Annotated in this window: 24 protein-coding genes; 11 read left to right on the plus strand and 13 right to left on the minus strand. The window is 68.8% G+C overall.

What is annotated here, in order from left to right; genetic code table 11:
• Window positions 1–10: 10 nt before the first annotated feature.
• The 11 genes from COUCH_RS11255 to COUCH_RS11305 all read right to left on the minus strand — a co-directional run bounded on the left by COUCH_RS11255 (window position 11) and on the right by COUCH_RS11305 (window position 11674).
• Window positions 11–1324 carry a helix-turn-helix domain-containing protein gene (locus COUCH_RS11255; RefSeq protein ID WP_249612017.1) on the minus strand — a complete coding sequence of 438 codons (1314 nt, stop codon included), beginning with the start codon at window positions 1322–1324 and terminating at the stop codon, window positions 11–13.
• 128 nt (window positions 1325–1452) lie between these two features.
• The gene (locus COUCH_RS11260) at window positions 1453–2040 is read right to left on the minus strand and encodes a hypothetical protein (protein WP_249612018.1); all 588 of its coding nucleotides are present in this window, start codon (window positions 2038–2040) and stop codon (window positions 1453–1455) included.
• Between the two features lie 92 nt (window positions 2041–2132).
• Window positions 2133–2834 (minus strand): hypothetical protein, encoded by a 702-nt coding sequence (locus tag COUCH_RS11265; RefSeq protein WP_249612019.1) that lies wholly within the window; start codon window positions 2832–2834, stop codon window positions 2133–2135.
• A 326-nt stretch (window positions 2835–3160) separates the two neighbouring features.
• On the minus strand, window positions 3161–4015 hold the full coding sequence (locus tag COUCH_RS11270; protein WP_249612020.1) for a replication-relaxation family protein: 855 nt from the start codon (window positions 4013–4015) through the stop codon (window positions 3161–3163).
• A 205-nt stretch (window positions 4016–4220) separates the two neighbouring features.
• Window positions 4221–6689 carry a type IV secretory system conjugative DNA transfer family protein gene (locus COUCH_RS11275; protein ID WP_249612021.1) on the minus strand — a complete coding sequence of 823 codons (2469 nt, stop codon included), beginning with the start codon at window positions 6687–6689 and terminating at the stop codon, window positions 4221–4223.
• A complete protein-coding gene (locus COUCH_RS11280) occupies window positions 6686–8389 on the minus strand; it encodes a VirB4 family type IV secretion system protein (RefSeq protein ID WP_249613665.1) in 1704 nt (567 codons plus the stop codon). The genes COUCH_RS11275 and COUCH_RS11280 overlap by 4 nt, the downstream gene beginning before the upstream one ends.
• A 41-nt stretch (window positions 8390–8430) precedes the next feature.
• A complete protein-coding gene (locus tag COUCH_RS11285; protein WP_249612022.1) occupies window positions 8431–9321 on the minus strand; it encodes a PrgI family protein in 891 nt (296 codons plus the stop codon).
• Complete coding sequence (locus tag COUCH_RS11290) at window positions 9318–9482, minus strand: hypothetical protein (RefSeq protein ID WP_249612023.1); 165 nt, start codon at window positions 9480–9482, stop codon at window positions 9318–9320. The genes COUCH_RS11285 and COUCH_RS11290 overlap by 4 nt, the downstream gene beginning before the upstream one ends.
• Entirely contained in the window at window positions 9479–10213 is a 735-nt protein-coding gene (locus tag COUCH_RS11295; RefSeq protein ID WP_249612024.1) for a hypothetical protein, read from the minus strand. Before COUCH_RS11295 ends, COUCH_RS11290 begins: the two co-directional genes overlap by 4 nt.
• Window positions 10214–10219: 6 nt before the next feature.
• Window positions 10220–10525 (minus strand): pilin, encoded by a 306-nt coding sequence (locus COUCH_RS11300; protein ID WP_249612025.1) that lies wholly within the window; start codon window positions 10523–10525, stop codon window positions 10220–10222.
• A 375-nt stretch (window positions 10526–10900) separates the two neighbouring features.
• Window positions 10901–11674 carry a hypothetical protein gene (locus COUCH_RS11305; RefSeq protein ID WP_249612026.1) on the minus strand — a complete coding sequence of 258 codons (774 nt, stop codon included), beginning with the start codon at window positions 11672–11674 and terminating at the stop codon, window positions 10901–10903.
• A 260-nt stretch (window positions 11675–11934) separates the two neighbouring features.
• Between COUCH_RS11305 and COUCH_RS11310 the strand changes: the two genes are divergently transcribed.
• The 10 genes from COUCH_RS11310 to COUCH_RS11355 all read left to right on the plus strand — a co-directional run bounded on the left by COUCH_RS11310 (window position 11935) and on the right by COUCH_RS11355 (window position 20507).
• On the plus strand, window positions 11935–12510 hold the full coding sequence (locus COUCH_RS11310) for a hypothetical protein (RefSeq protein ID WP_249612027.1): 576 nt from the start codon (window positions 11935–11937) through the stop codon (window positions 12508–12510).
• Entirely contained in the window at window positions 12503–13348 is an 846-nt protein-coding gene (locus COUCH_RS11315) for a TRM11 family SAM-dependent methyltransferase (RefSeq protein ID WP_249612028.1), read from the plus strand. Before COUCH_RS11310 ends, COUCH_RS11315 begins: the two co-directional genes overlap by 8 nt.
• Window positions 13349–14184: 836 nt before the next feature.
• Complete coding sequence (locus COUCH_RS11320) at window positions 14185–15063, plus strand: hypothetical protein (RefSeq protein WP_249612029.1); 879 nt, start codon at window positions 14185–14187, stop codon at window positions 15061–15063.
• A 712-nt stretch (window positions 15064–15775) separates the two neighbouring features.
• The gene (locus tag COUCH_RS11325; RefSeq protein ID WP_249612030.1) at window positions 15776–16234 is read left to right on the plus strand and encodes a hypothetical protein; all 459 of its coding nucleotides are present in this window, start codon (window positions 15776–15778) and stop codon (window positions 16232–16234) included.
• Between the two features lie 35 nt (window positions 16235–16269).
• A complete protein-coding gene (locus COUCH_RS11330) occupies window positions 16270–16563 on the plus strand; it encodes a hypothetical protein (RefSeq protein ID WP_249612031.1) in 294 nt (97 codons plus the stop codon).
• 352 nt (window positions 16564–16915) lie between these two features.
• Window positions 16916–17317: a sigma factor-like helix-turn-helix DNA-binding protein gene (locus COUCH_RS11335; protein ID WP_249612032.1), complete on the plus strand. Its 402-nt coding sequence runs from the start codon at window positions 16916–16918 to the stop codon at window positions 17315–17317.
• A 32-nt stretch (window positions 17318–17349) separates the two neighbouring features.
• Window positions 17350–17772 (plus strand): hypothetical protein, encoded by a 423-nt coding sequence (locus tag COUCH_RS11340; RefSeq protein WP_249612033.1) that lies wholly within the window; start codon window positions 17350–17352, stop codon window positions 17770–17772.
• Window positions 17765–18364, plus strand: coding sequence for a hypothetical protein (locus tag COUCH_RS11345; RefSeq protein WP_249612034.1), 600 nt, complete (start codon window positions 17765–17767; stop codon window positions 18362–18364). The genes COUCH_RS11340 and COUCH_RS11345 overlap by 8 nt, the downstream gene beginning before the upstream one ends.
• Before the next feature lie 134 nt (window positions 18365–18498).
• On the plus strand, window positions 18499–19215 hold the full coding sequence (locus tag COUCH_RS11350) for a GGDEF domain-containing protein (protein ID WP_249612035.1): 717 nt from the start codon (window positions 18499–18501) through the stop codon (window positions 19213–19215).
• Window positions 19212–20507 (plus strand): hypothetical protein, encoded by a 1296-nt coding sequence (locus COUCH_RS11355; protein ID WP_249612036.1) that lies wholly within the window; start codon window positions 19212–19214, stop codon window positions 20505–20507. The genes COUCH_RS11350 and COUCH_RS11355 overlap by 4 nt, the downstream gene beginning before the upstream one ends.
• A gap of 169 nt (window positions 20508–20676) precedes the next feature.
• On the opposite strand, the gene COUCH_RS11360 is transcribed toward COUCH_RS11355, so the two are convergent.
• Complete coding sequence (locus COUCH_RS11360; protein WP_249612037.1) at window positions 20677–21564, minus strand: aminoglycoside phosphotransferase family protein; 888 nt, start codon at window positions 21562–21564, stop codon at window positions 20677–20679.
• A gap of 29 nt (window positions 21565–21593) precedes the next feature.
• Window positions 21594–22868 (minus strand): helix-turn-helix domain-containing protein, encoded by a 1275-nt coding sequence (locus COUCH_RS11365; protein ID WP_249612038.1) that lies wholly within the window; start codon window positions 22866–22868, stop codon window positions 21594–21596.
• A gap of 466 nt (window positions 22869–23334) precedes the next feature.
• Here COUCH_RS11365 and COUCH_RS11370 point away from each other — a divergent pair, with 466 nt between their 5' ends.
• Window positions 23335–24141: a GOLPH3/VPS74 family protein gene (locus tag COUCH_RS11370; protein WP_249612039.1), complete on the plus strand. Its 807-nt coding sequence runs from the start codon at window positions 23335–23337 to the stop codon at window positions 24139–24141.
• The last annotated feature ends 18 nt before the right edge of the window (window positions 24142–24159 follow it).

The following is a 24159-nucleotide window of genomic DNA, read 5'->3' on the forward strand; positions in this document are numbered from 1 at the left end:
CAGGAATCGATCAGGGGTGCTGGATGCCGCTGGCCTCTTGGCCGTTGTCGGTCTGCTCGGACTGGTCGTCGCCCGTGCCGTCGCCGGTGGCGGTGTCGGTCTGCTCGGCATTCGCCTCGTCCTCAGCGGCGTCGTCGCTGACGACGGGCTTCGGGAAGACGAAGGTCAGCGGCGCGTCGGAGACCATCAGGATGGTTCCCGCGGCGGCGGCCTTGGTGCAGTTGTTGCGCACCGCGCCGGAGCTGACGTTGCGGCCGCCCAGCTTCGCGCTGATCGCGGTGGCGATCTCCTGCGGAGTCATCGGCCGGCCGGGGGCGGCGGCCAGCTCGGCGACGGTCAGCCGCTCCAGCTCGCCACGCTGGAAGGGCTGGTTGCCGTCAGCGTTGGCGGTTGCGTCGCTGCGGTTCCCCACGCTGCTCGAGGTGGTGTTCAGCGTGCGCGGCGCCAGCCGGGTCGGCAGCTTCACGGCGTGGACCTCGTCGTCCGGCCCGACGATGTGCAGCGTTCCGTCAGCGCGGATGAGACTCTGGACCGCCGCCACGGCCGCCGGGGTGCTGGTGACGCCCCGGATGACCTGGAAGCACAGCGGGCAGCGCGGCGGCTCCGGGTTCGGGTCGACCTCGGATGCCTTGGTCGGCCCGGCGATCCACCGCTCCGGATTGCCCTCCTTGGGCGGCAGGCGACGGGCGGCGTCGGCCTGCTGCATCGCGTCGAGCAGCCGGATGGTGGTGGGGTGGCTGATGCCGCTCTCGGACACGATCATGTCGACCGTCGCGCCCTCGTCGCCGAATTCGGCCAGGACACCCTTGATGGCCATGACCTTGCGGTCGCCGGGACGCGGCGGCGCGACGACCGTACGCGGTCCGCCCTCGGCGGGGGCGTCCGTGTCCCCGTTGTCGTCCTGGTCCTCGTCGCCGTCGCCGTCGGTGGTGTCCGGGTCGCCGGAGCCGTCGGTTGCCGGGAACTGTTCGTCGTCGTCGGTCGGCGAACTCTCGTCGCTGGCTGCCTCGTCGGCCGGGTCGGAGTCCGGCTCGTCGACGGTCTCGTCCGGGCCGGCGGCGTTCTCGTCGCTGAGGTCGGCCGCGTCCAGCGCCGACTTGGCATCGTCCGACAGGGTCCAGCGGGTGGGCGTGCCCTCGGCCGCGTCCGCGCCGAGGTCGACCTCGACGATGACACCGGCGTCGGCCAAGGTCCGGATGGCCTTGTCGGTGGTGGAGCGGGCCTTGCCCGACTTCTCCGCCAGTTCGTGGACGTTGCCCTGGCCGAGTTCGGCCAGAGCCTTGAGGACGGCCTGCGTGGCAGGTGTCAGGGACTGGATTTCCATGGGGTTTCCCTCCTCGGGAAATAAGGGGTGCTGCCCGGCACCGGACGGTGCTGGGCAGTGGTTCTCGAAGACGCGTGCGGCCATGAGTGGCAGCTCGCGAACGCCCGGCGGCAGATCGACCGGGGTGATCAGTGGCGGGAGATCCGGCGTTCGCCGGTGGCCCGCAGGTGGTAGAGGCGGTCCTCGACGCGGTCGCGGTAGATTCCAGCGAGGCCGTGGGTCAGGCGGACCGGGCCGGGGAACTCGCCGGGGTCGAGTTCGACGTCGGCCGTGTGGATCTGCGCTCGTACGGCTCGCCCGGCGATCTTCTGCTGGCGCAGGTACTCGATGTGCGGCAGCACGATCAGGACGGTGTCGCCGGGGTTGACGTAGCGCCGCCGGACCGGCTGTACCGGGTGCGATGCGACGTACCCCATGCGGTCGGGATCGGTTACCAGCTTTTCGAGGTGGATGCGGGCACCTTCGTACTCGCTGACGTGGCCGCTAATCTCGTCCAGGGCGCTGGCCAGCGTCGTGGGCGAGCCGGTCAGGTCGTCGCCGTTGATGAGCAGGGTCCGCAACTCGTCCACCGCCGTCAGCAGCACCTCGCGGGCGAGGCGCAGTTGATCGGCGGAAGCCGGGAGGTGCGCGGCGGCCGGGACGGGATCGGCGGCGTGCTGATCGAGGGTCCGGCCGGTGGTCCGGACGATCCACCTCTCCACCAGGTCGAGGTACATCACGGGTCTCCTTTCGCGTGGTCCGGGCACGCCGGAGACCGGTCGCAGCGGGGCGGCGACCGGTCTTCGAGGTGCTGGGGGTTGGGGGTGGGTCAGGCGATGGCGACGGCGCACAGCCGTGCACGGTTGTGCAGGGTGCGCAGGTACATGCAGGCTTCGTTGAGGAAGCGAAGCCGGTCCGCGGTCGTGTTGGTGGCGGGCCGCATGATGCGTCCGTCAGTGGTGATCACTGCGTCGCCGACGAGGGCGACTCGCCAGTAGAGGCCCGCGTAAGCGGCCTCGCCGGCCTGGTAGAGCGACAGCTCGTACGGGTCGAAAATGTGGCCGCCGTTGTAGGCGAGCATCGCGAGCACGCGGGGCTGCTGCTCGAAGCGGCGACGGGCCTCGGTCAGGCTGACCTTGGCCGCGTCGGCGTGGTGCTGGGCGAGGAAGTCCTCCCAGAGCCGGGCGGGCTTGGTCGTGGCGTTGATGTGCATGTTCCAGGCACGCCAGCGGGCGATGGCCTCGTTCGCGGCGACCTGCGACATGCCGGACAGGTCGAGTCGGCTCTTGCGGCCTCCGGCCGCGAGGGTGATGGCGCCGAACTTGCGGGCGGCGTCGAGCAGGTAGTACCCGAGGAACCGGGTCAGCCAGCCGATGAACTTGCGGTGCCGCACGCGGAACCGGCGGGCCGGGGTGCCGTTGGCGTTCATGAGGTCGTTGACCTTCTCGCTGGCGGCGAACCAGTCGGCGTCTTCGCCGGGGTTGAAGCAGACCGTGACGATCTGGTCGGTGCGGGAGTTGGCGGCGGACATGAGGGTGCTCCTTTCGCGAAGCGGGTAGGGGTTGGTGGTGCGGGTGTGGTGCCACCGGATCGCGGCGTCTGGACCGGCGGGAGACTGCCGAGGAGATGCGCGGGGCGCAGATCACGAGCCGACCGGGAAGGTGGGCTATGGGGTGAGCTGGGGCCGGGCGCGGGGCAGTCCCGCAGAGGGGGTCGAGACGGGCGGCGGTGCGAACAAAGAGAAAAAGAAGAAGCTGCACCGTAGCTTCGTGGTCTGACAGCGCCGCTCCTGTCAGGTTTCGCGATCATGCCGGTGAGCTGGGCTGACAGGTTCGACTGTGGAGTTGTCAGTGGCTGTCAGAGGACGAAGACGCCGTCATCGTCGTAGTTGGGGTTGTCCGCGACCGGCTGGCCGTGGTCGCTCGGCAGATCGGCCAACTCGACGCGGCCGGTGGCGCCGCGCGGCAGCCACACGCGGGCGGCGGGATCGCTGGCGTGCACGGAGGTCGCGACCGCGACGGTGGTGTGCTGGCCGGGCAGTTGCCGGTGCAGATGTTCTTCGCGTTGCTCGGTGCCGAGCCAGAACAGCACCGGGTATTGCGGGCCGCCGCGCCGGATGAGTTTGGCGTACCGGTCGAGTTTCGCGACCAGGCGGCCGAGCGGCTCGCTGCCGGTGTCGGCTTCGAGGAAGAAGCCCATCGTGACGGGGCCGGCGGTCCAGAGGCCGTGTCCGTCGGCGGTGATGGTCCGGTACTGCTTGGTGGTGACCTGCTCGGACCACCACCGGTCGAGGCGGGTGCCAGGGTGCCGGCGGGCGTGCTCGCTCAGGCGGACGAAGAACTCGTTGGCCAGCACGAGGTGCGGCAGGTGCGGATTCGCCGACAGCCGTTGCACCGTCTGGTTACTGGCCCTGGGCGTGGGCTCCGGCCGGTCGTGGGCGGCGGCCTGGAAACGGTGACCGTTGTGGCCGAGCGTCCAGTGCCACGGCTGGCTTCCGCCGCCGACCCGCGAGAACCGGAACCGCTCCACCAGCTCCAGGGCGGCCAGCTCGTTGAGGCGTAGCTGGCAAGTCCTTCGGGCGATGAACAGCATCCGGTGGATCTGGCCGGTGGTCAGGACCTGATGGTCGTCCAGGAGCTGGAGCAGGAGACGGTCACGAGGGGTGATGTGGGGATAGATGGCCAGCAGACTGGCCGTACGCGAGAACGGCATAGTGACCACCCCCTGGTGGAGAGAGACACCCTGTAGGGAGTCTGGACATGTGGATCTTGGCTGCGGGGCCGCCATGGCTAGGGTCCGGGCAGGTCAGGGACCTGACAGCCGACGCGCAGGGGGCTCGTCTGGGGTCTCGTCTCGCCGACACCCCCAAGCGAGCCCCCGATGCCGCACCCGGACGAGCCCTCGGACGCACCGGCTGTCAGCGGTCGCGGTCGGCCATCCGCCGCTTCATCGCCGTGCGGGCGAGCTGCTGCATCGGCGGTTCCTCCCCGGCGGGCGTGTTCGCGGCAGCGCACGCCTGCCGGATCGCCGTGGGTTCCCCGTCGGGTTCCGGCGGCGGGTTGGTGACGAAGGTGAAGGCCGGGAGTTCCCGGTTGTCCACCAGCACCCGGGCCACGGCGGTGAACACGTCGAGGTGTGCGAGGTCGTGCTCGTCCACCTCGGGTTTGGTGTGCCGCGACAGCTCCCGCGCGTCGGCCGGGTCGACGTTGAAGATCGCCTTGGTGCGGGCGTTCGCGCTGATCGCCGCGGCGACGTCCTTCGGCAGCTGAGCGAGGTCCTGGTGGGCCATCACCAGGCCGAGCCGGTAGCCGCGCGCCTCGGCCAGCATGTCCCCGACGGAGCCCGGCAGGGTGAGGAAGTTTTGTACCTCGTCCACGTACAACGTGGCGTCCCTGCGCTGGTCCTCGGGGGTTGCGGCTCGGGCGATCGCGGCCTGCCACACCCGGGCGACGATCATCGAGCCCAGGATCCGGCTGGTCTCCTCACCGAGTTGGCCTTTCGGTAGCCGGCACAGCAGCACTCCGCCGTCGAGGATCTTGCCCATGTCGAACGAGCTGTGGGCGTTGCCGATCACGCTCTTGACGAAATCCCGCAACAGGAACGCCCGCAGGCGGGCCAGAACCGGCGCGATGACCTGGCCCCGGAACTGCTCGTTGATGCCGTCGTACCAGAGCCAGAACCCACCGAGCCCGTCGGGGTCATCAAGGCCCTGGGTGAACCGGCCCCGGAACTGCCGGTCCTGCAGCAGCGACGGCACCAGACTCAGCGTCGGCTTCGCGTGCCGCATCAGCGTGAGGCAGGCGACGCGCATGGTGTCGTCCATACGCGGCCCCCACTGCCCTTGGAAGATCTTCGCGAAGATCCCGACCAGGTTGTCCACCGCCAAGTGGACGTCGCCCTGGTCGTCGAGCGGGTTGAAACAGGCCGGGTTCTCCTGATCCGGATCGATGATGTGGATGCGGCTGGCGTAGGAGGCCGGGAGCCGGTCGAGGATGTCGTTGATCAGGTCCCCGCGCGGGTCGATGACCACCGTGCCGCGTCCGGCCTTGACGTCGCCAAGGATCAGGTTCAGCAACAGCGTGCTTTTGCCGACGCCCGTCTTGCCGACGATGTGCATGTGCTGCCGCGCGTCGACCACCTTCAAACCGACCTTGTGGTTGCCGACCTGCGAGCGGCCCAGCATCTTCACGCCCCGGCCGCCACTGGGGACCTGCACCGGCGCCGGCACCGCCTTGGCCCGAGCCCGAGCCAGGCCCGGCACCGCCAGATCCTGCGGGAGCGCGGCGAGCGCCGCGAGCTCCGGCACGGTGGCCAGGAACCCGCGCCGCAACCGGCGCCCGGCGAGGGTGGCGACCGGGTGCGGCATCTTCATGCGACGCAGCCGGTTCGGGCCGGTATACGCGGCGGCGGCCGACGCGATCGTGTGCACGAGCCCGATCAGCCGCCGCCGAATCTCGGTGGCCCGTTCCGGCGTGGGCGGCATCTTGTCCGCCTGGGCGGCGACCGCGAACCTCATCGCGATCTCGAAGTGCGGCACCCGCACGGCCTTGTCCACCACCGTGCGCGCCTCGGCCCCGGCGACCGGATCCCGCTCGGCCGCCCGCGCGGCGGCGCTGTTGTGCGCCGGGGTGCGGCGGGACGGGCCGGGGAGGAATACCTCGAGCAACCACAGCAGCGGTTCGATCGCCAGCCGGGCAGCCCCTGCGGCAGCGCGGGTCGCAGGGTCAGGGCGTCCGTGCGGATGGTTGGTCGAGGTGGCCGCCGACCGGCGGGCCGCCCGCACCCGGCGAGCCGACGCGGGCCGCGCGAGGACCTGCACGCACGCGTACTCGCGGTGCCAGACCTCGGCCCCGGCCGACAGCAGCGCCCGCAACGGGTCCGCGTCGTGCTCGACACGCAGCGGCAGCACGTCGGCGTGCTGCGGCCAGTGCGCCCCGCCCGTCTGCTCGCTCACCGTCGCGGGGATCGGCGCGTTCGCGTCCTCGACGGTGAGGGTGGCGGCGGGCCAGGCCGCGCGGACGGCGGCTTCGACCGCGCCGGGCGGCACGGTGCCGGGCACCCACACCCGGATGACCAGGGCGCGGCCGGTCCAGAGGTATTCCCAGCCGACGTGCGGGTAGCCGTAGATCCGGCGTCGCCACACCGACGGCGTGAGCACCCCCATGAGGGTGGTCCAGAACGCGGCGGCGGCCCCGCCGGTGACCTCCGGCGGCGCGGTGATCATCACCCACCGCGCGCCGGTGACCAACCGCCGGTGCCGCCAGTTGAGCACCTGGTCGCGGCCGAACACGGCGGCCACAATCAGCGCGGCGGCCACGAGTCCCAACCACGGCCGGGCCACCATCCAATGTGCGAGGTGAGCGGGCCAGGTCGGCGTGGTGGTCATTCGCCCACCTCGCCGATCCCCGTCACAGCAATTTTGTGCTCGGCGGCGGAGCCGACGCTCCGAAACGGAATCCGCGACCGGCCCGCGACCAGAAGGCCCTCTCCGCGCGATGCCGCCAGCAGCATCCGGGCTTCGCCTGCCGTGAGGCCGAACGCCTCGGTGACCGCGTCGATCGACTGAGTGGACTGGCGCATCAAGACCTGGGTCGCAGCGTTGGAGACCACGGCCAGGCCGAGATCGGTCGACAGGACGTCGGCGGCGTCCTGGGTGATCACGCACAGCCCGGCGAGGCGTTTGCGGGCGGCCTTGGACATGCGGAACAGGAACCGTGCGCCTTCGCCGTCGCGCATCAGCAACCAGGCCTCGTCGACCACGACCAGTTGCCGCCGCCGGCGTCCGGCGGCGGGAGCATCGATGCTCGACCAGATGGAATCCAGCGCGAGCAGCGTGCCGACCGTGCGCAGTTCGTCGGGCAGGTGCCGCAGCGACCAGACCACAAGATGCCCGCCTGGGGCCGCGGTGGTCGGGCCGTCGAAGAGGCTGGAGAAGTTCCCGACCGTCCACGGCGCGAGCCGGGCGGCGAGCTGCGCGGCGGCCGGATCGTCGTCCTCGGCCAGCGTCGCGGCCAGGTCGCGCAGCAGCGGAGCGGGCCTGCGCCAGGTGGCCGGGTCGGCGTTGATCCCGGCCTTGCTGTAGGTCCCAGTGATCGCCCGGTCCAAGGCAGCTCGTTCGGCCGGCGGCGGGGTCGCACCGAGCATCACCGAGATCAGCGTGTGCAGGAACAGGCCCCGCCGGGTGAGGGTGTCCGGGCGATCGTCGCCGGGCAGGTCGAGCGGGTTGAACCGCACACCGGGCACGCCGAGCTGCACGACCGTGCCGCCGACGTGCTCCGCGAGCGGCGTGTACTCGTCCTCCGGGTCGACGACCGACACCTGCGTGCCCTGGTACAGGTTGCGCAGGACTTCCAGCTTGACGAAGTAGCTTTTGCCCGCGCCGGAGCGGGCCAGGACCACGCTGTTGTGGTTGTCCTGCGTCCACCGGTTCCACAGCAGGACGCCGTTGCTGGTGGTGTTCAGCCCGTAGAGCACGCCGTCCGGGGCGGCCACCGCGCCGGGGGCCGGGGCGGCGAGGTCCGCCGAAGCGAGCGGGAACGCCGCCGCCAGGGCGGTGGTGTCCAGGATGCGCCGCTGCCGCAGCGGATCCACGCCGACCGGCAGGGTGGCGATCCAGCCCTGCTGGTGGCGGAACGTCGCCGGTTGCAGGTCCAGCAAGACGCTGGCGGCGGCCGACTTCACCCCCGTGATGACCGTGCGCAGCTCGTCGAGGTCGCGGGCGTGGATGGTCACGTAGATGCCGGTATCGAAAAGCTTCGCCGCGCCGCGGGCGACCCGTTCGGCCAGATCGGCTGCATCCGATGCCGCCGCGTCGGTCATCGGGTCGCCGAGGCGGCCGGAGTTGGCGTCCAGGCGGCGCGACGACTCGAGCCGGGCCCGCTGCCGTTTGAGCATCGGCGCGGCCAACTGCAGCGCGACCGGGGTGATGTGGACGGCGACGTCGACGCGGCCGGGGTAGGACAGCAGCGGGTCGAGCCAGGCCGGGCCGACCTCGGCCGGGTAGCCGCACACGACGAACGTGGCGGCGTACCCGTCGCCGACCTTCACGTGTGCCGGGGTGATCGACAACGCGGCCGGAGAGGGCATGTCCTGCCCGGCTGTGATCTTCTTCTTGGTCTTCAACAAATTCACGGAGTGCTCCGCACAGTGATGGGGGCGCCGGGCACCGCGCGCGGGCCGGGCACCGGAGGGTTGAAGGGGTCGACGGCTCCCGCCAGGGCCGACGCGACGGCCGGCCCGTCCAGCGCGGCGGCTTCGACGCCGAGGCCGGACAAGGCGCGTACGGCGGCGTCGGCTCCGTGTTCGCCGGTGACGACCGCGAGGACCTGGCGCCGCAGCGGATCCCGCCCGGCGTCGAGGTCGAGCAGAAAACGGGCGTAGTCGTCGGCGGCGGTCTGCAACGCCGGGTGCGGCAGGCGGAGCGCGAAGTCAGCGATCGCCTGCGCGTACACGCTCAAGTCATGCCTTTGCGCCGCGACGAGCAGTTGCGCCGGGCCGGTCAACGAGTTGAGGAACCGGCCGAAGCCGTCCAGCAGCGCTGCCTGCTCGCTGCCGGTGCGCAGGTGGATGTTCGTAGTGCCGCAGGCGATCAGCACCTTGCTGCTGCCCTCGCTGGTTAGGACTCCGGCGCCGCTGATGCTCGTGACCGGTGAGCGCAGCGGCGCCGGGATCTTCGGCTTGTCGGCCACCGTGGCGACCGAGGTGGCTCGTGCGGTGCCGGGGGTCAGGGTGCGAGGGCTGCGTGAGACGGCGAAGCCGTGCCGTAGCCACACGTCCAGGGGAAGGCCGTCGCGGCGGCCGATGGCGATGACCACGGCGACGGCGAACCCGATGATTCCGGCGGCGATCCAGGCGGCTGGTGGTAGTAGCGGGCCGTAGGTGCGGTAGCAGCTGAATCCGGCCAGGACCGGGCCGCCGATGATGGCCAGTTGCCGGAAGGTCAGCCCGAAAGCGATGCGGTCCTGCTCGTTGACGTTGGCCGGTACCACGGCTCGCGGTGTGGTGTCCTGTTCGGTCATCGTCCACCTCGCAGCAGCGGCACGCGGCGGGTGATGCCTTGAATGAACACGGCCTTGAGCAGGATTCCGCCAATGTTCGGCGCTGCCCCGCTGGACAGGAACCGGCGCATCATCGACGGGATGCGGACGGTGACCCACAGCACAGCGACGACCAGAATCAAGTTGAGGGTGTCGGAGCCCGGCAGGCCGAGCAAGATCGGCAGGTTGGCGTCCGGGTTGATGAGCAAGTCGATGCCGGTCGAGAAACCGACGGCTTGCAATGCCGGCGTGGCCAAGCAACCCAGCGTGGTGCGCCACCACAAGTCGGCGGCACCTTGGGTCCACGGGGTGGCGTAGCAGCCAGCGCGACCGGTGCGATCCCGGCGAGGATGAGCAGCGCACCGACGCGGGTGAGCCAAGTGCCGACGAGCATGAACATCAGCACGACGATCAGCAGTCCGATGATGGCCACCAGCAGCGCGGATCCCTCGTCGGACGACGCCGCGTCGATCCGCGCCTGGACAAAGTTGATCGTCTCGGTGGTCGGCGCGGTCGTGCCGGTCATCGACACGGTCAGGGCGTTGGCGATGCTGATCAGTTGGCCGGTCAGCGGGACCGAGAACGCGGACAGGACGAACCCGACGATCAGCCGGGGGATCAGCTCCTTGATGCTGTAGCGCATCTGGATGGAGTCGCCGGTCATGGTGGCGACACCGACGGCGATGATGGCGAGGATGAAGCAGGCGTTGACGATCAGCGCGCTCTTGTCGGCGATCGACGTCACCTGCGGCAGGACAGTGACGTCCGGCGATACGAACAACGACGAGGCCAACAGGGTCAGCAGGCCGCCGAGAAGGTCGACGACCTTCTCAGCGAGCCAGCTGACCAGGCCGTCCATCAACCAGTCAGTCATGGCCGGTCACGCGCCGACGATGCCCTGCAACGCCTGCAGGATGACCGGGGACAAGACGGCCAGGGCGTAGCCGATCAGGGCGGACTTGAAGTTGCCCTTGGCCTGTTCGACCTGGCTGGGGTCGCCTCCAGCGGACATGTATCGCAGGCTGCCGACGACCAGGAACAGTGTCGCGACCAGCGCGATGATGCCCATGATCCAGCCGGTCAGGCCGTCGATGACCTCGGGAATGGGCTTCGGGGTGGGCGCTGCCAGCGGCTGGGCAGCAGCCGTGACAGCAAGGTCGGAGAGAACGGACAGAGTCGTGAACATGCGCGGCGCTCCACAGGAGTTCTGCGGGCCGCCGCAGCGGAAACCAGAGCGAAGGCAGGACAGGTCCGGTGGGGGCGCTCCTCCTCGCAGGTGGCGAAGGGTTGCGGTGTCAGTGCGCCGCGCCAGCCATGCCGGACCGTGTGCCTCGCCGGATGGGGTGGTCCCCGCCGGGCGGGCATGTCGTGGATGACATGCACCGCCCAGATCCGGGCTGTCAGGCCGATCGAACTCGCCCTGCTTCTGTCACGCCCTGACAAGATCCGTCACGACTCCGTGTCGCCGGCGAGGGGGCACCCGGCAGAGGACCAGTAACGCAAAGAAGGCCGCACCAGGCGGGATGCCCGGTGCGGCCTTCAAGCGCGACGGCAACAGTTCTCAGGCTGCCGCCTCATCGAGGCCAGCAGAGCAGCGGAACGGGCCGGAAAGGTCGCCACGCCTGACCGCGACCGCCACGACTCGTTCGGCGCGGCGGCGCCGCATCCGCAACGCTGCGGCCGTGGTGCCGTGCTCGGCGGCGAGCTGCTCGATCAGCGCGTCACCGAAGCGGGTCGCGCTGATCAGCTCGGCGGCTTCGTCGCTGATCAGGCCGGCGGCGGCAGCCCGGCCGAGCAACAGGTCCGGGTGCCCGTAGGGCATACGCGGCGTCCGGGAACCGCTGGAAAGATCCAGCGGCAGCTCCTCGCCCTCCTGGTCCTTGATGACGCCGGCCCCGGCACGCCAGGCCGCCCAGCAAATCCGCAGCCACAGCCGCGGCCGGTCGAGGTCCGTCGTACGCAGCGCCTCCAGGAACCCGGCCAGGACTTCAGAGTCGACGTCGTCGGCGAGCCGGGGCCGCCCGGTGCTGATCTTCGCCGCGAGGTGGGTCAGGGCGGGCAGCGCGACCCCGATCGCGCCGACCACCCAGGCCGGTCCCCATTCGCGGGCGTGGCGGGCGAGCTGCCGCCACAGTATGTCGGTGGTGTCGCTGTCGTACCGCTCGTACATCAGCAGGGTGCGCAGCCGGTCCAGCGGCATCGTGGTGTTCGGCAGTCCCGGCACGGGCCGGGCGTCGAACACCAGCGGAGCCGGTTCGCAGGTCAGCAGCGCGAATGCCTTCTCCACGCTGGCCAAGGCGGTGTCGGCTGTCCGGCTGCGGGTGGTTGTCGCCATGATGGGTCCCCTCGGTCGCGAGCGTGTCGCCGGGTGCGAACGCTCCGAGGCACCGATTGGGACAGCCCGGCCTGACACCGCAAGCGATTGTCAGGGCGAGACAGATCGTGACCGGTCCGGACAGATTCGTCCGCGCGCCGAGCGGCTGTCAGGTCGCTCGTGTGACCGGTCCTGACAGGACGCGGTCGAGTTCGATCGGCCTGACAAGCGGGATCTGTGCATCGTCAGTGTGCCCGCCGGTCCGGGGGCCAACGAAGCCCATGACCGAGAGAAAACACCAGCAGGCACCGGTTCCCGTCGGGGACATGGTGTCCGGCGACCCGCCCGTGCCGATCACCGTGTGGCCGGTTTCCGCCCCGATGCGGGGCGAGAGCATGTCCAACGCGATGGGCGTGCGGCTCGTGCACAACCTCACCCACCCGTCCGACCTGATCATCGACCTCACCGCCGGGCCGCAGCTGGCCCGCGCGATCATCGCCGCCCAGCGCCGCAGCCACCTTCAAGACACCCGAACGGTGAGCTGGGACTGGCACACCGCGACCCTGATCGTCACCGGCTGGCCCCCGAGCGAGCCCGCCCACCCGGGCGAGTTCTTCAACCGGTGCCGGACCAGCCTCGTGCCGGGCGGCTGCGTGGCCGTCCTGCTGCCGCACGGCGACGTCGTCCTCCCGGTCGACGTCATCGCGGCGGCCAAGAAGGCCGGGCTGGCGTACTTGCAGCACATCGTGGCGGCCGACCGGCCGCCCCGGCGGGGTCAGCAGACCCAGCTCGACATCCACACCGACGTGCTGATCATGACCCGCAGCGCGACGCAGAACGGAGGCAGCGATGGCTGACGACACACTGCCGGTCACTTCGGTCTGGCTGACCTGCCAGCAACCGGCCCGTGAGCAACGCCGGGGCCGCTACGTCCCGGAAACTTCCACCCACCCCGGCAAGATGCTGCCGAACCTAGCCGCCCATGCGATCAGCTCGTTCACCGCACCCGGTGACCTGGTGCTCGATCCGATGGCCGGATCCGGCACCACGCTGGTCGAGGCCATGCATCTGGGCCGCGACGCGATCGGCATCGACATCGAGCCCCGGTTCACCGCGCTGGCCGAGCAGAACATCGCGCTGGCTTCGTCGCAGGGCGCGGCCGGCGTCGGGAAGGTCATCAACGGCGACGCCACCGGACTGCTCGACCTGGTCCCGGCGTCCGCGGTCGGCCGAGTGGGACTCGTGCTCACCTCACCGCCGTACGGGCGCGGGACTCACGGGCTCGTGCGGACGGACAGTACCGGGGTACGCAAGCGGGACCACCTTTATGGGGACCGGCAGGCGGGGAACCTCGCCTATGCGGGATGGTCCCGGTTGCTCGACGGGTTCGCCACGATCCTGGCCGCCTCCTATCAACTGCTGCGTCCCGGCGGGACCATGGTGATCACCTGTCGGCCGGTACGCCGCCAGCGGGACGACCTGATCGATCTGCCCGGCGAACTGCTAGCCGTCGCCCGATCGGTCGGGCTGATCCCGGTCGAACGGTGCGCGGCGATGCTCGCCGCCGTCCGCGACGGGCAGATCGTGCACCGCGCGAGCATGTTCGGGCTCATGGCCGTACGCCGAGCCCGCGCCGAAGGCGTCCCCGTGCACCTCATCGCGCACGAGGACGTGTTGGTCCTGCGTCGCTGCTAGGACTGCGCGAGTTCCGGCGAACCCAGGTGCGCATGCGGCGAGTGCAAGGGCGTCCGCGCAGTTCAAGCCGTGTTGCATGTGGGGAAGCCTCGTCACCGCTCACGGCCTGACACGGTGACGAGGCGGGGCGTACGGGAACCGATCGGATAGTCCGTGGTGGTCGGCTCCGCCGCGCCTGGCGGGTCCAACCTGACAGGCGGTGCGGCGGCGCACCGGAAACCTAACAGGGGCCCACGGACCATCACCGGGTACCTGACAGGACCCACCCGGCACCTGTCCGGCAGACGATTCGCTGCCCCGCGCCCCGGGTCCCGGGTCTCACCGGTTACCGCCCGACCGCCGGTGACCGGTGAGCCGACTGCCGCCGCCCGGCACAGCGGGACTCAGCCGGAACGGCCCCCGCCGAACGAGTCCCGGCGGCGGGTCCCGCTGCGCCTCGGCCGCCCAGCGGGACTCGCCGGCAGCGGACAGTCCCGTCGAGCGGGACTTCGCCGGTGTCCCGCGCAGTCCCGCTTGATTCTGGCGGGTTGGGTTGGCCCCGCCCGGACGGTCTGTCGTGGCCCCACGGTGGACAAGTCGTGTAGTGGTGTGACGGCTTGACTTGGCCCCACCGGGTTGAGCGCAAGGGGCTCGGAGCAGTGACTGTGCGTTGCGGCCCTCGTCGAGGCTTAGGCATGCGGGGGCGGGAGCGGACCCCGCATGGGCCATGTACGCGAGCTGGCCGATAACGCCAGCTGGCGGTCGACGGACAGGGGCGAGTCGTTCCTTTCAACGCAGGCGGTATTCCCACCGCCTGCAGCAGGTGACCGGTACGACTCGCTGAAGAAAGACAGTCTATGAAGAAGATCATCAGTTTGGGTGTGGTGCTGCTCGCCGGCGCCCTCACCACCGGCTGCGCCGACTCCGGTGCCGCCGGAGCCCCGGCTGAGCCGGCCGCGCTGGAGCAGGGTCGCGCCCTGTACGGGCAGGTCAGCAACAGTCTCTATGGCACGTCCGCAGACCGCCTCGCAGCAGAGAAGGCTACCGCCGCTCGCTTCCAGGGTGCCCTGGCCACTTGCATGAAGGACAAGGGGTTCATCTATCGGCAGGCCCCGTCGGAGCAGCAGAACGGCGGGCCGATCGGCCCCGACGACCTGTCCAGCCTGACAGAGATCAGCGACGACTTCGGCATTGCCACGGCCAAGCACCACCAGGCCGAAGTCGCCGACGTGCTGCGTAAGGCCAACGAGGCCAACAAGATGACCGCCGATGAGGAGGTCCAGTACGGCAAGGCCCTGAGTAGTTGCACCGGCGTGGCGGCCAAGGCGGAACAAGAAGTCTCGTCGACCATCCCGACCGCCGTGGGCAAGGAGCTGACCGACACCTTCCGCGAGGTGGAGAAGATTCCCGCAGTCGCCGACGCCCTCGCCGCCTACGGCCCGTGCATGAAGGCAGCCGGGATCGCCGCGAAGGACCGTTCCCACGCCTACCAGATGGCCCTGGCCAAGTTCCCGCCCGCCGACCGCGGCGTGGCGGCCATGGAGGCTGACCCCCAGTGGGCCGAGGCCGTCGCCTTCGAGAAGAAGGCCGCTGCCGCGGATGCCACCTGCCGCCGACCGGCGCAAGACCAGGCACTGGCAGCTGCGGCACCCCGCCTGCAAACGTTCGTCGCTAAGTACCAGGCCGTCCTCGACGCTGCAGACGCCAACTGGGCCAAGATCCGCGCTGAGGTTTAGCAACCACGACGGCCGGCCGCGTACGGGGCCGGCCGTCGTGCCTTAGCAGCCACGCGCGGCCCGCTGCCGAGGCCTTACGGGGAAGGTGCTGGAGCAGCCGAGTCGAACGCCGCGCGCACGATAGGTACGCCGGTGGACGCAATACCGCTGCGCGAGTGCAGGAAACGACACGCCTCGCCGATGATCCCGGGGAATCGTCTCGAACAACTCCACCAGCGAACGGGGCCACCCCAGGCCGCTTTCCGATTACAGCCTGTCGATCCTGGCACCGACCCCGTAGGTGGGGCCAGATCAGCCCGTCACCACGTCACCCGATCGAGTTCGCGTGGGGCCACTCCAAGCCGTCTTGGTGGGGCCACCGGCGACCGTCAGAACCACCCGCTCGAGCGCCGGGACCTGACAGAGGCTGCGGGACTGTCTGGCTGTCAGGTTCTGCCAGACGGGCCGACCTGACAGTCGGGCACCGGGATCTGCCTGTCCTCATACGCTGAAGCTTCTCTTCTTTTCTTTTTTCTGTGTGCCCCTGGTCCCTTGCCTCGCGCGACGGCATCGCGCCCACCATCACGGTCGGCCGCCGCCGCCAGCCTCGGACCTGGCACTCCCAAAACTGACGCCCTCCGCTGACGCGGCCAGGGCGCGGTAGCGCACACCCCTTTTCCCTGCGGCGGCCATCACCTGATGGCCGCCTTCTTGCTGTCCGTAGGAGGACGTCATGCTCCGACCCGCCTGGTACCTGTCCGACACCGAATGGTTCAGCCTGCTCGACGACGCTCCCCAGCTCGACGACGACCGCCAGGCCATCATCGACGACCTCTCCAGGGTGCTCCCCAACGGAGCCACCAGCCCGGCGCTCACCGTCGCCGCGACGTTCCTGCTCGTGACTTCCGCCGACTACCTCGGCGACACCATGAGCTGGGCCGCCAAGAGCATCGACCTTGCTGAGCTGCCTCGGCTGCTGTGCGGCCTCAACCTGGCCCAGGCGCACCTGACTCAGATGATCCAGCGCATGGCCGCGCACACCGCCGCCCGCGCCTTCCGCGGCTCCGCCGAGGTACCGGCTGACGTGCTGCGAGCCATCACCGACAGCCTCAGCGTCGCCGGCGCCAACAGCGAGCTGGTCGCGGCGCATCTCAAAGAGGCGAACCTGCGGCTTCACGGCGTCACGCAATAGCGGTCCCGCGACCCGAATCCTCGAAGGGGCATCCAATGAGCCTGTATGGCCTTACCCCGCGACCTGGCTTCGAGCGCTACCAGGTCGAGATCGGCTGGAACCCGCATCACACCCTGTTCTGCTCCGTCGTGGATTGGAGCTGGGACGAAGCCGCCGACCCTGACAGCCCGCCGGACTTTATCCGACTCGGGTTGCTGGAGGTGATCCTCGATCCCGCCGTCGTCGTGGCCGCTGTCGAGCCGTACGCGCTGATCCCGGACGACCTGATCGACCGGCTGCGTGCCGACATCAGCGAGCACCCCGTCCGCCGGCCTGCGTCCCAACTCTGATCCGGTTACGCCCCGCGTAACCGCTCGCACCACCTCTTCGGCCGTGCCCGGCCGATTGCGCAATCCAGCACACCGTTCCGGGCACGGCCGATTCGGCGTGCCCGGATTCCACCCCTGATGGATGGAGGAATCCATGCCGTACCCCGACCCCGGTACGCCGCGCCAGCACTCCGCCGCGCCTTCGCGCCGCCGGCGTCCGGAAGTAGCCCCGCAGGTTCTTGCCCTGCTCGACCGGGCCTAGCACGGCGACCGCGACGCGTTCGCCCAGCTGTACCTCACCTTCCGCAAGCCGGTCACCAGGTACGTGGCCGTGCGGCTGCGAGGTTGTGACCGCGATGCGATCCCGGACCTCGTGCAAGAGGCGTTCACCAGCGCCCTGGCGGACCTTTCCGCCGCGCTGCTCGACGTGCGCGGCTGGTTCATCTGGCACGCCGCGAAGGCGTGCAACCAGCACGACTGGTCACGCCGCCGCTACGTGCGCGCCGCGTACGCCGTCCGCGACCACGAGCCCGCCCCGGCCGCGCCGGTCACCGCCGGGCCGCCCGCCCGGCTGGGCTGGATCGCCTTCGCCCACGCGATGTCGAAGTTGACCGGCGCCCAGCGCCGCGCGATCCAGCTGCGCTACCTCGACAGCTACCCCCGCGACGCCGCCGCCCGCGCCATGAACCGCAGCACCGAAGCCGTCCGCGACCTCGAACGGCGCGGCCTGCGTCACCTCCACGCCGCCCTCACCACCACACCGGTCGCGGCATAAATGCCGCTCAACAACCAGCGAAAGGTCCATTGATGACGCTGTTCTACATCGCCGTCTACCACAACAACGACAGCCGATTCTTCCCTTACGAGCCTGGAAACACCCTCACCAAGGTCATCTCCCACTGGCGGCACTTCCCCGACCAGACCAGCCCGGAAGACGTCGCCGAATGGGCCTACCGGGTGTTCAACGACGACCTCGACAGCCTGCAGGGCCGCCGAGGCTACCCCGACGGCGGCGAGCTGGACTTCCTGATCGCCTGCACCTACCGACTGCTGAAGCTGCGCTCGTTGTCGGCCGGCGACGTCCTCGGCATCACCACCGAGGAGACCACCACGTTCCTGGCGTGCGAGTCGGTCGGGTGGCGGGCCATCCCCAGCCCGGACAACCGCACCGGCAACGGACTGACCGCCGAGACCATCTACCAACACCTGCGCGGGAACTGCCGTGCATGACCACCCCTGCCACCAGCACCGGCCCGGCCAACACACCGACCAGTGCCTGACCGGAGACTGCGGCTTCTGCGGCACCAGCCTCACCGATGTCGCGTCCGGCGAATGCCGCGCTTGCCTGCGCATCGTGTGCGAGAACTGCGACGCCGGATACCAGAGCGACCTCGGACCGATCTGCCACCCCTGCACCCCGCCCGCACCCACCAGATGGACCCGAGGCGAGGGCCAGGAGGAATACCGGCTGTGCATCTTCGAGCTCGCCTTGACCTGCGGACACCTCGTCACCGTCGCGCTCACCGGCTGGTATCCGGTCATCGTGGCCTGCTGCGATCGGCTCGGCGGCACCGTCCGTAACAGCCTCTACGTGCCGTACGCCTCGGACATCGACTACGTCGATGTGCTGTCCGAGCGATACGAGCTACGACCGGTGGGAACCTCCCGCGGCTCCGCCCGGCTGATCGGCCGGCGGCCTCGCACCGACGAGCCGTGCCCCTCCCCGTACCCCGGTATCGACGGCTCGGCCGGACGGTACCCGGCACGCGTCGGCGCCACCTGGAGTCTCGACGGCTCGATCCCCAAGCCCGAGACCTCCTGACCCGGGCCGCCGTACACGGCGACTCGAAGCACAAAAACGGCCCGCCAAAGGCGGGCCGTCGTCGTAATCAGAAACCCGGGACGCCTCGCCTGGAAACGTGCGTCCCGGGTCTCTCCATGGAATGGAGGAACCCAGTGTTCACCACACCTCTCGTGATCGCCACCACTGTGGCGGCCACACTGGGAGCCGCCGTCGGCTTCCTGGCCAGCCGCACGGCGACCCGGCCGATCATCGCCACGCTGCGCGACGAACTGGCCGACGCCGTCTGGCAGCTCAGCCATGACGCGCTCACCGGTCTGCACAACCGCACCGGCCTGCGAGCCATCCACAACGCCCTCGCCGCGTCCGTCCAACACCGGCAGATCGTCACCGTGCTCATCGATCTCGACCTGTTCAAAGAAGTCAACGACACGTACGGCCACGACGCCGGAGACGACCTTCTCAAGGCAACCGCCACCCGGATCGCGCGACTCACCGCCCTCTACAGCGGGCAGGCCGCACGCCTCTCCGGCGACGAGTTCGCCGTCATCGCGCCGCTGGACACAGCCCGGCTCATCAACATGGCCGTGTTGTTCACCAGCGTCATCGCCGAACCCGTCCAGGTCCGCACCGACGACGGGCCCGTCACCGTCACGATCACCGCGAGCCTCGGCATCGCCGTCGCGTCCAACACCGACCTGCTCGAAGGCGTCGCGCTGCACCGTGCCGACACCGCCATGTACCACGCCAAGCAGCAGGGTGGCAACAGGCACGTCTTCTACCGGCCCGGCATGGCAATGCCCAGCCACCAGCCTCGCCGAGGACCGCGCCTCCGCGACCGGCGCCGCAGCCAGAACGGGAGAGGCGCATGAACCTCACAGCGCTGAAGGTCTGTGCCACCTGCGGCCACGCCCTCACCGAGCACCAGGAGGCGGGGAAGGTCGCCTACCGCCACCCGGTAGTCAACGAGCAGCACGAGGTAGTCCCCGTCGACGCCGGCTACGTCGGAAAGGTCTTCAACCGCTGCCACACCTGCTCCGAGGAAATGCCGGTTTGGAACTACCGCACGGGCCTCATCGGCATCGCCGCCGTGGCCAGCGGAATGCTCCAGACCTACAGCGACCAGTGGCACGTCTGCTACCGCTGCGCCCAATTCATCGAAGCCGACGACTTCGACGCTCTTACCGCGCACTGCGCCGCCCTAATGCACTGGCCACCGGTCAGTGAGGAATACACGATCCTGAACACGCTGCACCGCGGCATCGTCCTCGGTCGTCTGAGCCGAACGCTGCTCGCCTCGACGGAGTGGCGGGCAGCCCGCATCACCGCGGACATGCTCCCGAAGGTCCGCGACCGGCTGACCGGCCTGCTACGCGGTCCAGAAAATCTGCCCGCACCGATCAACGATCACGAGAAACGCCGCAGTTTGGCCGACCACCTCGACCTCGTACCCATGTACTGGATCAATCAAGAGTTCACGGAACTGGTGAATGCCGTGAGCGACGACCAGCCGACCGCACGGATCACCGACGACCTCGTACCCACATCGGCCGGACTGGTGGCCTGGCCCGAACCTGTTGGCAGGAGACGCCAACTCGCCGCTGTCTCCTGGACCCCGCACGGCGACGGCTGGCACATCATCGGTTACCGCAGTATCGGCGGCGCGGTTGACGAGGATCTAATGCCGCCCCTCCGCCATCAAATCGGGTGGCTGATACCCATCCACACCGAGCACATCACTAAACGAGCCGCGCTCGACGGCAGCCATCCGCTCGGCCCGCTCGTCACGACCTGGCTCCTGATCAACCAGCAGATGGCCCAGGCCATACCGGCGAAACTACCCAAGAACATCACCAAGGCGTACCAGCGCAGCAAGCGCCCCGCGCCCGACGTCCGAATCGTACGGATCCGGCCACGCAGCACCGCACCTACGCCGGACCGGCGAGGAACAGGGGCCAGCCGGACGCGAGCGAAGCCGGATCACAGGTTTTGGGTATCCGGACACGAACGCCAGCAGGCATACGGTCCGGCTCGAAGTCTCCGACGGCCAGTCGATATTCAGCCCTTCCTGAAGGGAGATGATCACCTTCCGATCAAACTGAGCACGACCGTACGCGTACTGGGCCGCTCTGTCCCCGAGCGGACCAGCGATACGAACCCCTAGGAACATCAGGCTGGGTGTGGGTTCTTGAAGGCCTCACCCACACCCAGCACCGTCCCAGGGACGGGGTCGGCGTCTGTTGGACGACGACATATTCCGTCTAGCGCATCGTGACAGCACCGGTGCGCCGCTGTTGGGCGCCGGTACTTCGGAGTAGCCGGCCCGCCACCACTCACGTTGTCGAGCTGTACGTGCTCCACCGGGTCGTCTGGTCGCCGGAGCGGTAAGTGCTTAGACGATGCTTCCACTGCTCGCGGATAGCGGGATTGCTGGCCAAGACAGGAACGACGCTGGCAACAAGCTTCAGTTCACGAACGCGGCGCAGGACCGCGAAACCGGGCCACTTCATAACGTCAAATCCGTAGCAACCGATCAATTCGCTGTAAGCATCACGCGCATAGTTGAATCGCAACTTGCCGACTGCCAGCGGGGTTAAGTCCCACTCGCGCGGACCGATGCACGTAGAGTCGAAGTCGCAAATGACTGGCCCAGTGGGGCTGGTAATGAGGTTGCCCATGAAGGCATCGCCATGAATCGGTCCCTGCGGCAGCTCGAAGGACACGTTCGCGAGGGCGGCTTCGATTTCGTCGCACTGCGCTCGCAAGAACGCGACGTCGTCGGCGGAGACCCCTTCCGGGTCGTCGAGGCGTTGCCTGATCTCCTCGATCGGTGCCCACCCCGGCAAGCCGCCGTCCGGCGGTAACAAGCGGTGGAAGACCTTGAGGATCTTGGCCAGATCTTCGCCGGTCGGCGGGCGGCCAGGGCCTTCGATGTCCTGCCACACTGTAACGAGTAAACCGTCCACTACCACTGGCTGTGGGACTCCTCGCAGGAGCTGGACGGCGGCCACGCCCTCATCCTCCAGCCAGCCGGCAACCCTGACGACTTTGTTGACTCGCTTCGCCATGGTCTCGGAGCCTGCGATCCGAGCGACGGCACTGACCTTGGGAAGTCGGAATACCGCATTGTTCGTGAACTTGATCAGATGTGCGCCAGCGACGCTGAGGCCGGTTTGCGCCTGGAGGCCGGCAAGTATGGCTCGAAGGCGCTCGGGCGTCATGCGGCCACTCGACGGTCTCGGCTGCGTAGTCATCCTCCTTGCAGGGTAGCAATCCGGCCAGCAAGGGACGCGGTCTCCTCGTCGCTGTGCTGACGAACGGCATCCAGTAGGGGGGTCAATCGGTCAACGGTACGCACCGACCGCACCCGCTCCGCTAGATCGACCGCTCTCTCGCCTGAGCGCATACCGTCTCTGCAGCTACCGGCTCGAAGCTGAACAGTAGCGAGCGCCGTCAGCTCGAAGGTCATGCTTCGGGCCATGGGGTCCTTGCGGAGTTTGATGCTTTGCTCAAGGTTCGAGATGGCGCCCGAAACATGCTCATCACCCTTTCGAATGCTGCACAAGAGGCCGTGAACGATGCCTGTCAGCGCACGCAAGTCTGCCTCTCCGAAGAAGCTGACCCATCCCGGCGGTCCGGCGGTACGCGGCCGGACGAACTCGTCTTGAGCGCGTCCGAGCGAACTCAGGGCCTTGTTCTTGCAGCCCATGAGGGCATGAGTCCACGCTTCGTTGGCGTGGAGCATGGCTACCGTCAGCGGGTCCTCCGCGTCCTGAGCAGCTAGCTGACCGAGCTGGAAGAACCTGAGAGCCTGGGAAAGATAGTCTTGGTGAAGGTGCAGGCGGCCGAGGCGATACAGGACGTTGGCGACGAGTGATAGATCGTCACAAGCCTTCGCTTGTTCCAAGGCGAGAGAGAAATGTCGGCGGGCGACCGAGTAGAGGCCAACGTCGAACGATGTCCAACCCGCGAGGTTGTGAAGGTCCGCTAGCGCAAGATGCAAGCGTTCCTTGACTTCGCCGGTGCTGTCCGACGTCAGAAGTAAGCGAGCATAGTCAGCCTGCGCCACAACCGCGTCGCGGCATGCACCTCCACCGTGGCGATAGTCCAGAGCACGCAGCACGCCGGTGATGTGTTCAAGCTGTGTCACGTCGGTCTCGCCGATCATGCCCGGGACCGGCGTCTGGACGCGCGTCGTGGGTTGCCACCAGCGTGATGCTTCGTGGACTGAAACACCCATGGTGACGTTGGCAGCATGGGAGAGCAGTTGGCGGACTTCCTCGACCTCGCCAGGGCCACTCGCGACGCCAGCGAGCGAATCTTCGATGACCGACATCGGCTCGCCGTCATAGGCGAGGCCCATGTAGCCCCGTGGGACCCCCAAGCCATCGGCGATGCGAACAAGTACGTCATACGCCATGACCTGTCGGCCTTTGACGATCTCGTAAATCTCCGAGGACGACTGTCCGGTGAGATTGGCGATGCGCCGCTGTGAAAAGCCATGCGAACTGAGACGGCGATACACGGCCGTGAGATCTCGTCTCCGGAGTGCGTCACGCATCGCGGGGTGCTCCCACGTAACGGGCGGTGGCGCACCCCCGTCTGAACGTTCGACGTTCACCTCAAGACCACCCGTCATCCGGTGTTGCGACAGGTTATCGCTCCGGTGTGGTTCGCGTCATCAGTCGCCTTGCGTAACTGCCTAGTGCCACTAGGCGGCGACGTGCCTAGCTAAGCACAACGTTCGCGTGGCTTACCCGCCGTGGGTCGTTGGTGGCATGTTGCTGATCAGCGGTCGTCCGGGCCAGAAACTAAGCCACCCGGCCCCGGCCTCTGGCTCCCGCTCGCCGTTCCTGCGAACCGACGCGGTGCGGCGGGCGGTCTCCACATCGATGCGGAAACGCAGGCGTCCCTCGCCGTTCGGACCGGTTTCCGTATCTGTCCCACGCTCGCCGCTGCGCGGCGATTCGATGAATTGAGGTGATCGGCGCGTGACGTACGACCTGGGGCCTCGAACTCGGCACCATCATGACCCACGCTCGGCCGCCTACGACGAGTCCACGTCAGCTGGCAGCCCAGGCGCTCGGCATGCGGCGACCAGCGACGCTGTCGGGTCGGCGGCGGTGCCGTACACGGTGACGGCGCCACCCGGCGGCTTGCGTGGACAGGCGTGGCCGTTGTTGGCCGATGACATGTTCCGGCTGGCGCATCGCGACAGCACCGGTGCGCCGCTGTTGGATGCGCATGTGGCTGGGCTAGGTCTGTCAGCGGCGCTGTTGGGCGAGTTGCTGCTGACCGGGCATGTCACCGTACGGAACGGGCTGGTTGTGGTAGCCGATGGTGCCGCGCCGTCGGATGTGTTGGCGCACAGTGTGCTGGACCAACTCGTCAAGGAGACTGGCGAGCACCCTGTGCGCACGTGGCTGGCATACCTGGGCCGTGGTGCTTATGAGGATGTGGCGGGCCGATTGGAGCGCGCCGGCCATCTCCAGGCCGAGGTGTCGCGGCGCCTCTTCGGACGCACGGTGCGCTACGTGCCCACGGACATGAACGCTGCCGCATGGCCGTGGGCACGGCTGGCTGGATTGCTGCGCCGGCATGCGCAGCTGGACGACTTCGACATCCTGCTCGGCGGGCTGGCCATCGCGACGGACCTGCACCGCGTCGTGCTGATCGGCGAGGCCAACGCCTTCGCCGCGACCATTCAGCCCTTGATCGCCGAAGCGGCCGATCCGATTCGCGAGCTACTCACTCATACCAGGGCCGCTGCAGGCGACGCCGTGATCACTAAGACCTAAGCCAGCGCGTAACGCGGT

Source organism: Couchioplanes caeruleus (assembly GCF_023499255.1).
In the GTDB taxonomy this organism is placed as follows: domain Bacteria; phylum Actinomycetota; class Actinomycetes; order Mycobacteriales; family Micromonosporaceae; genus Actinoplanes; species Actinoplanes caeruleus_A.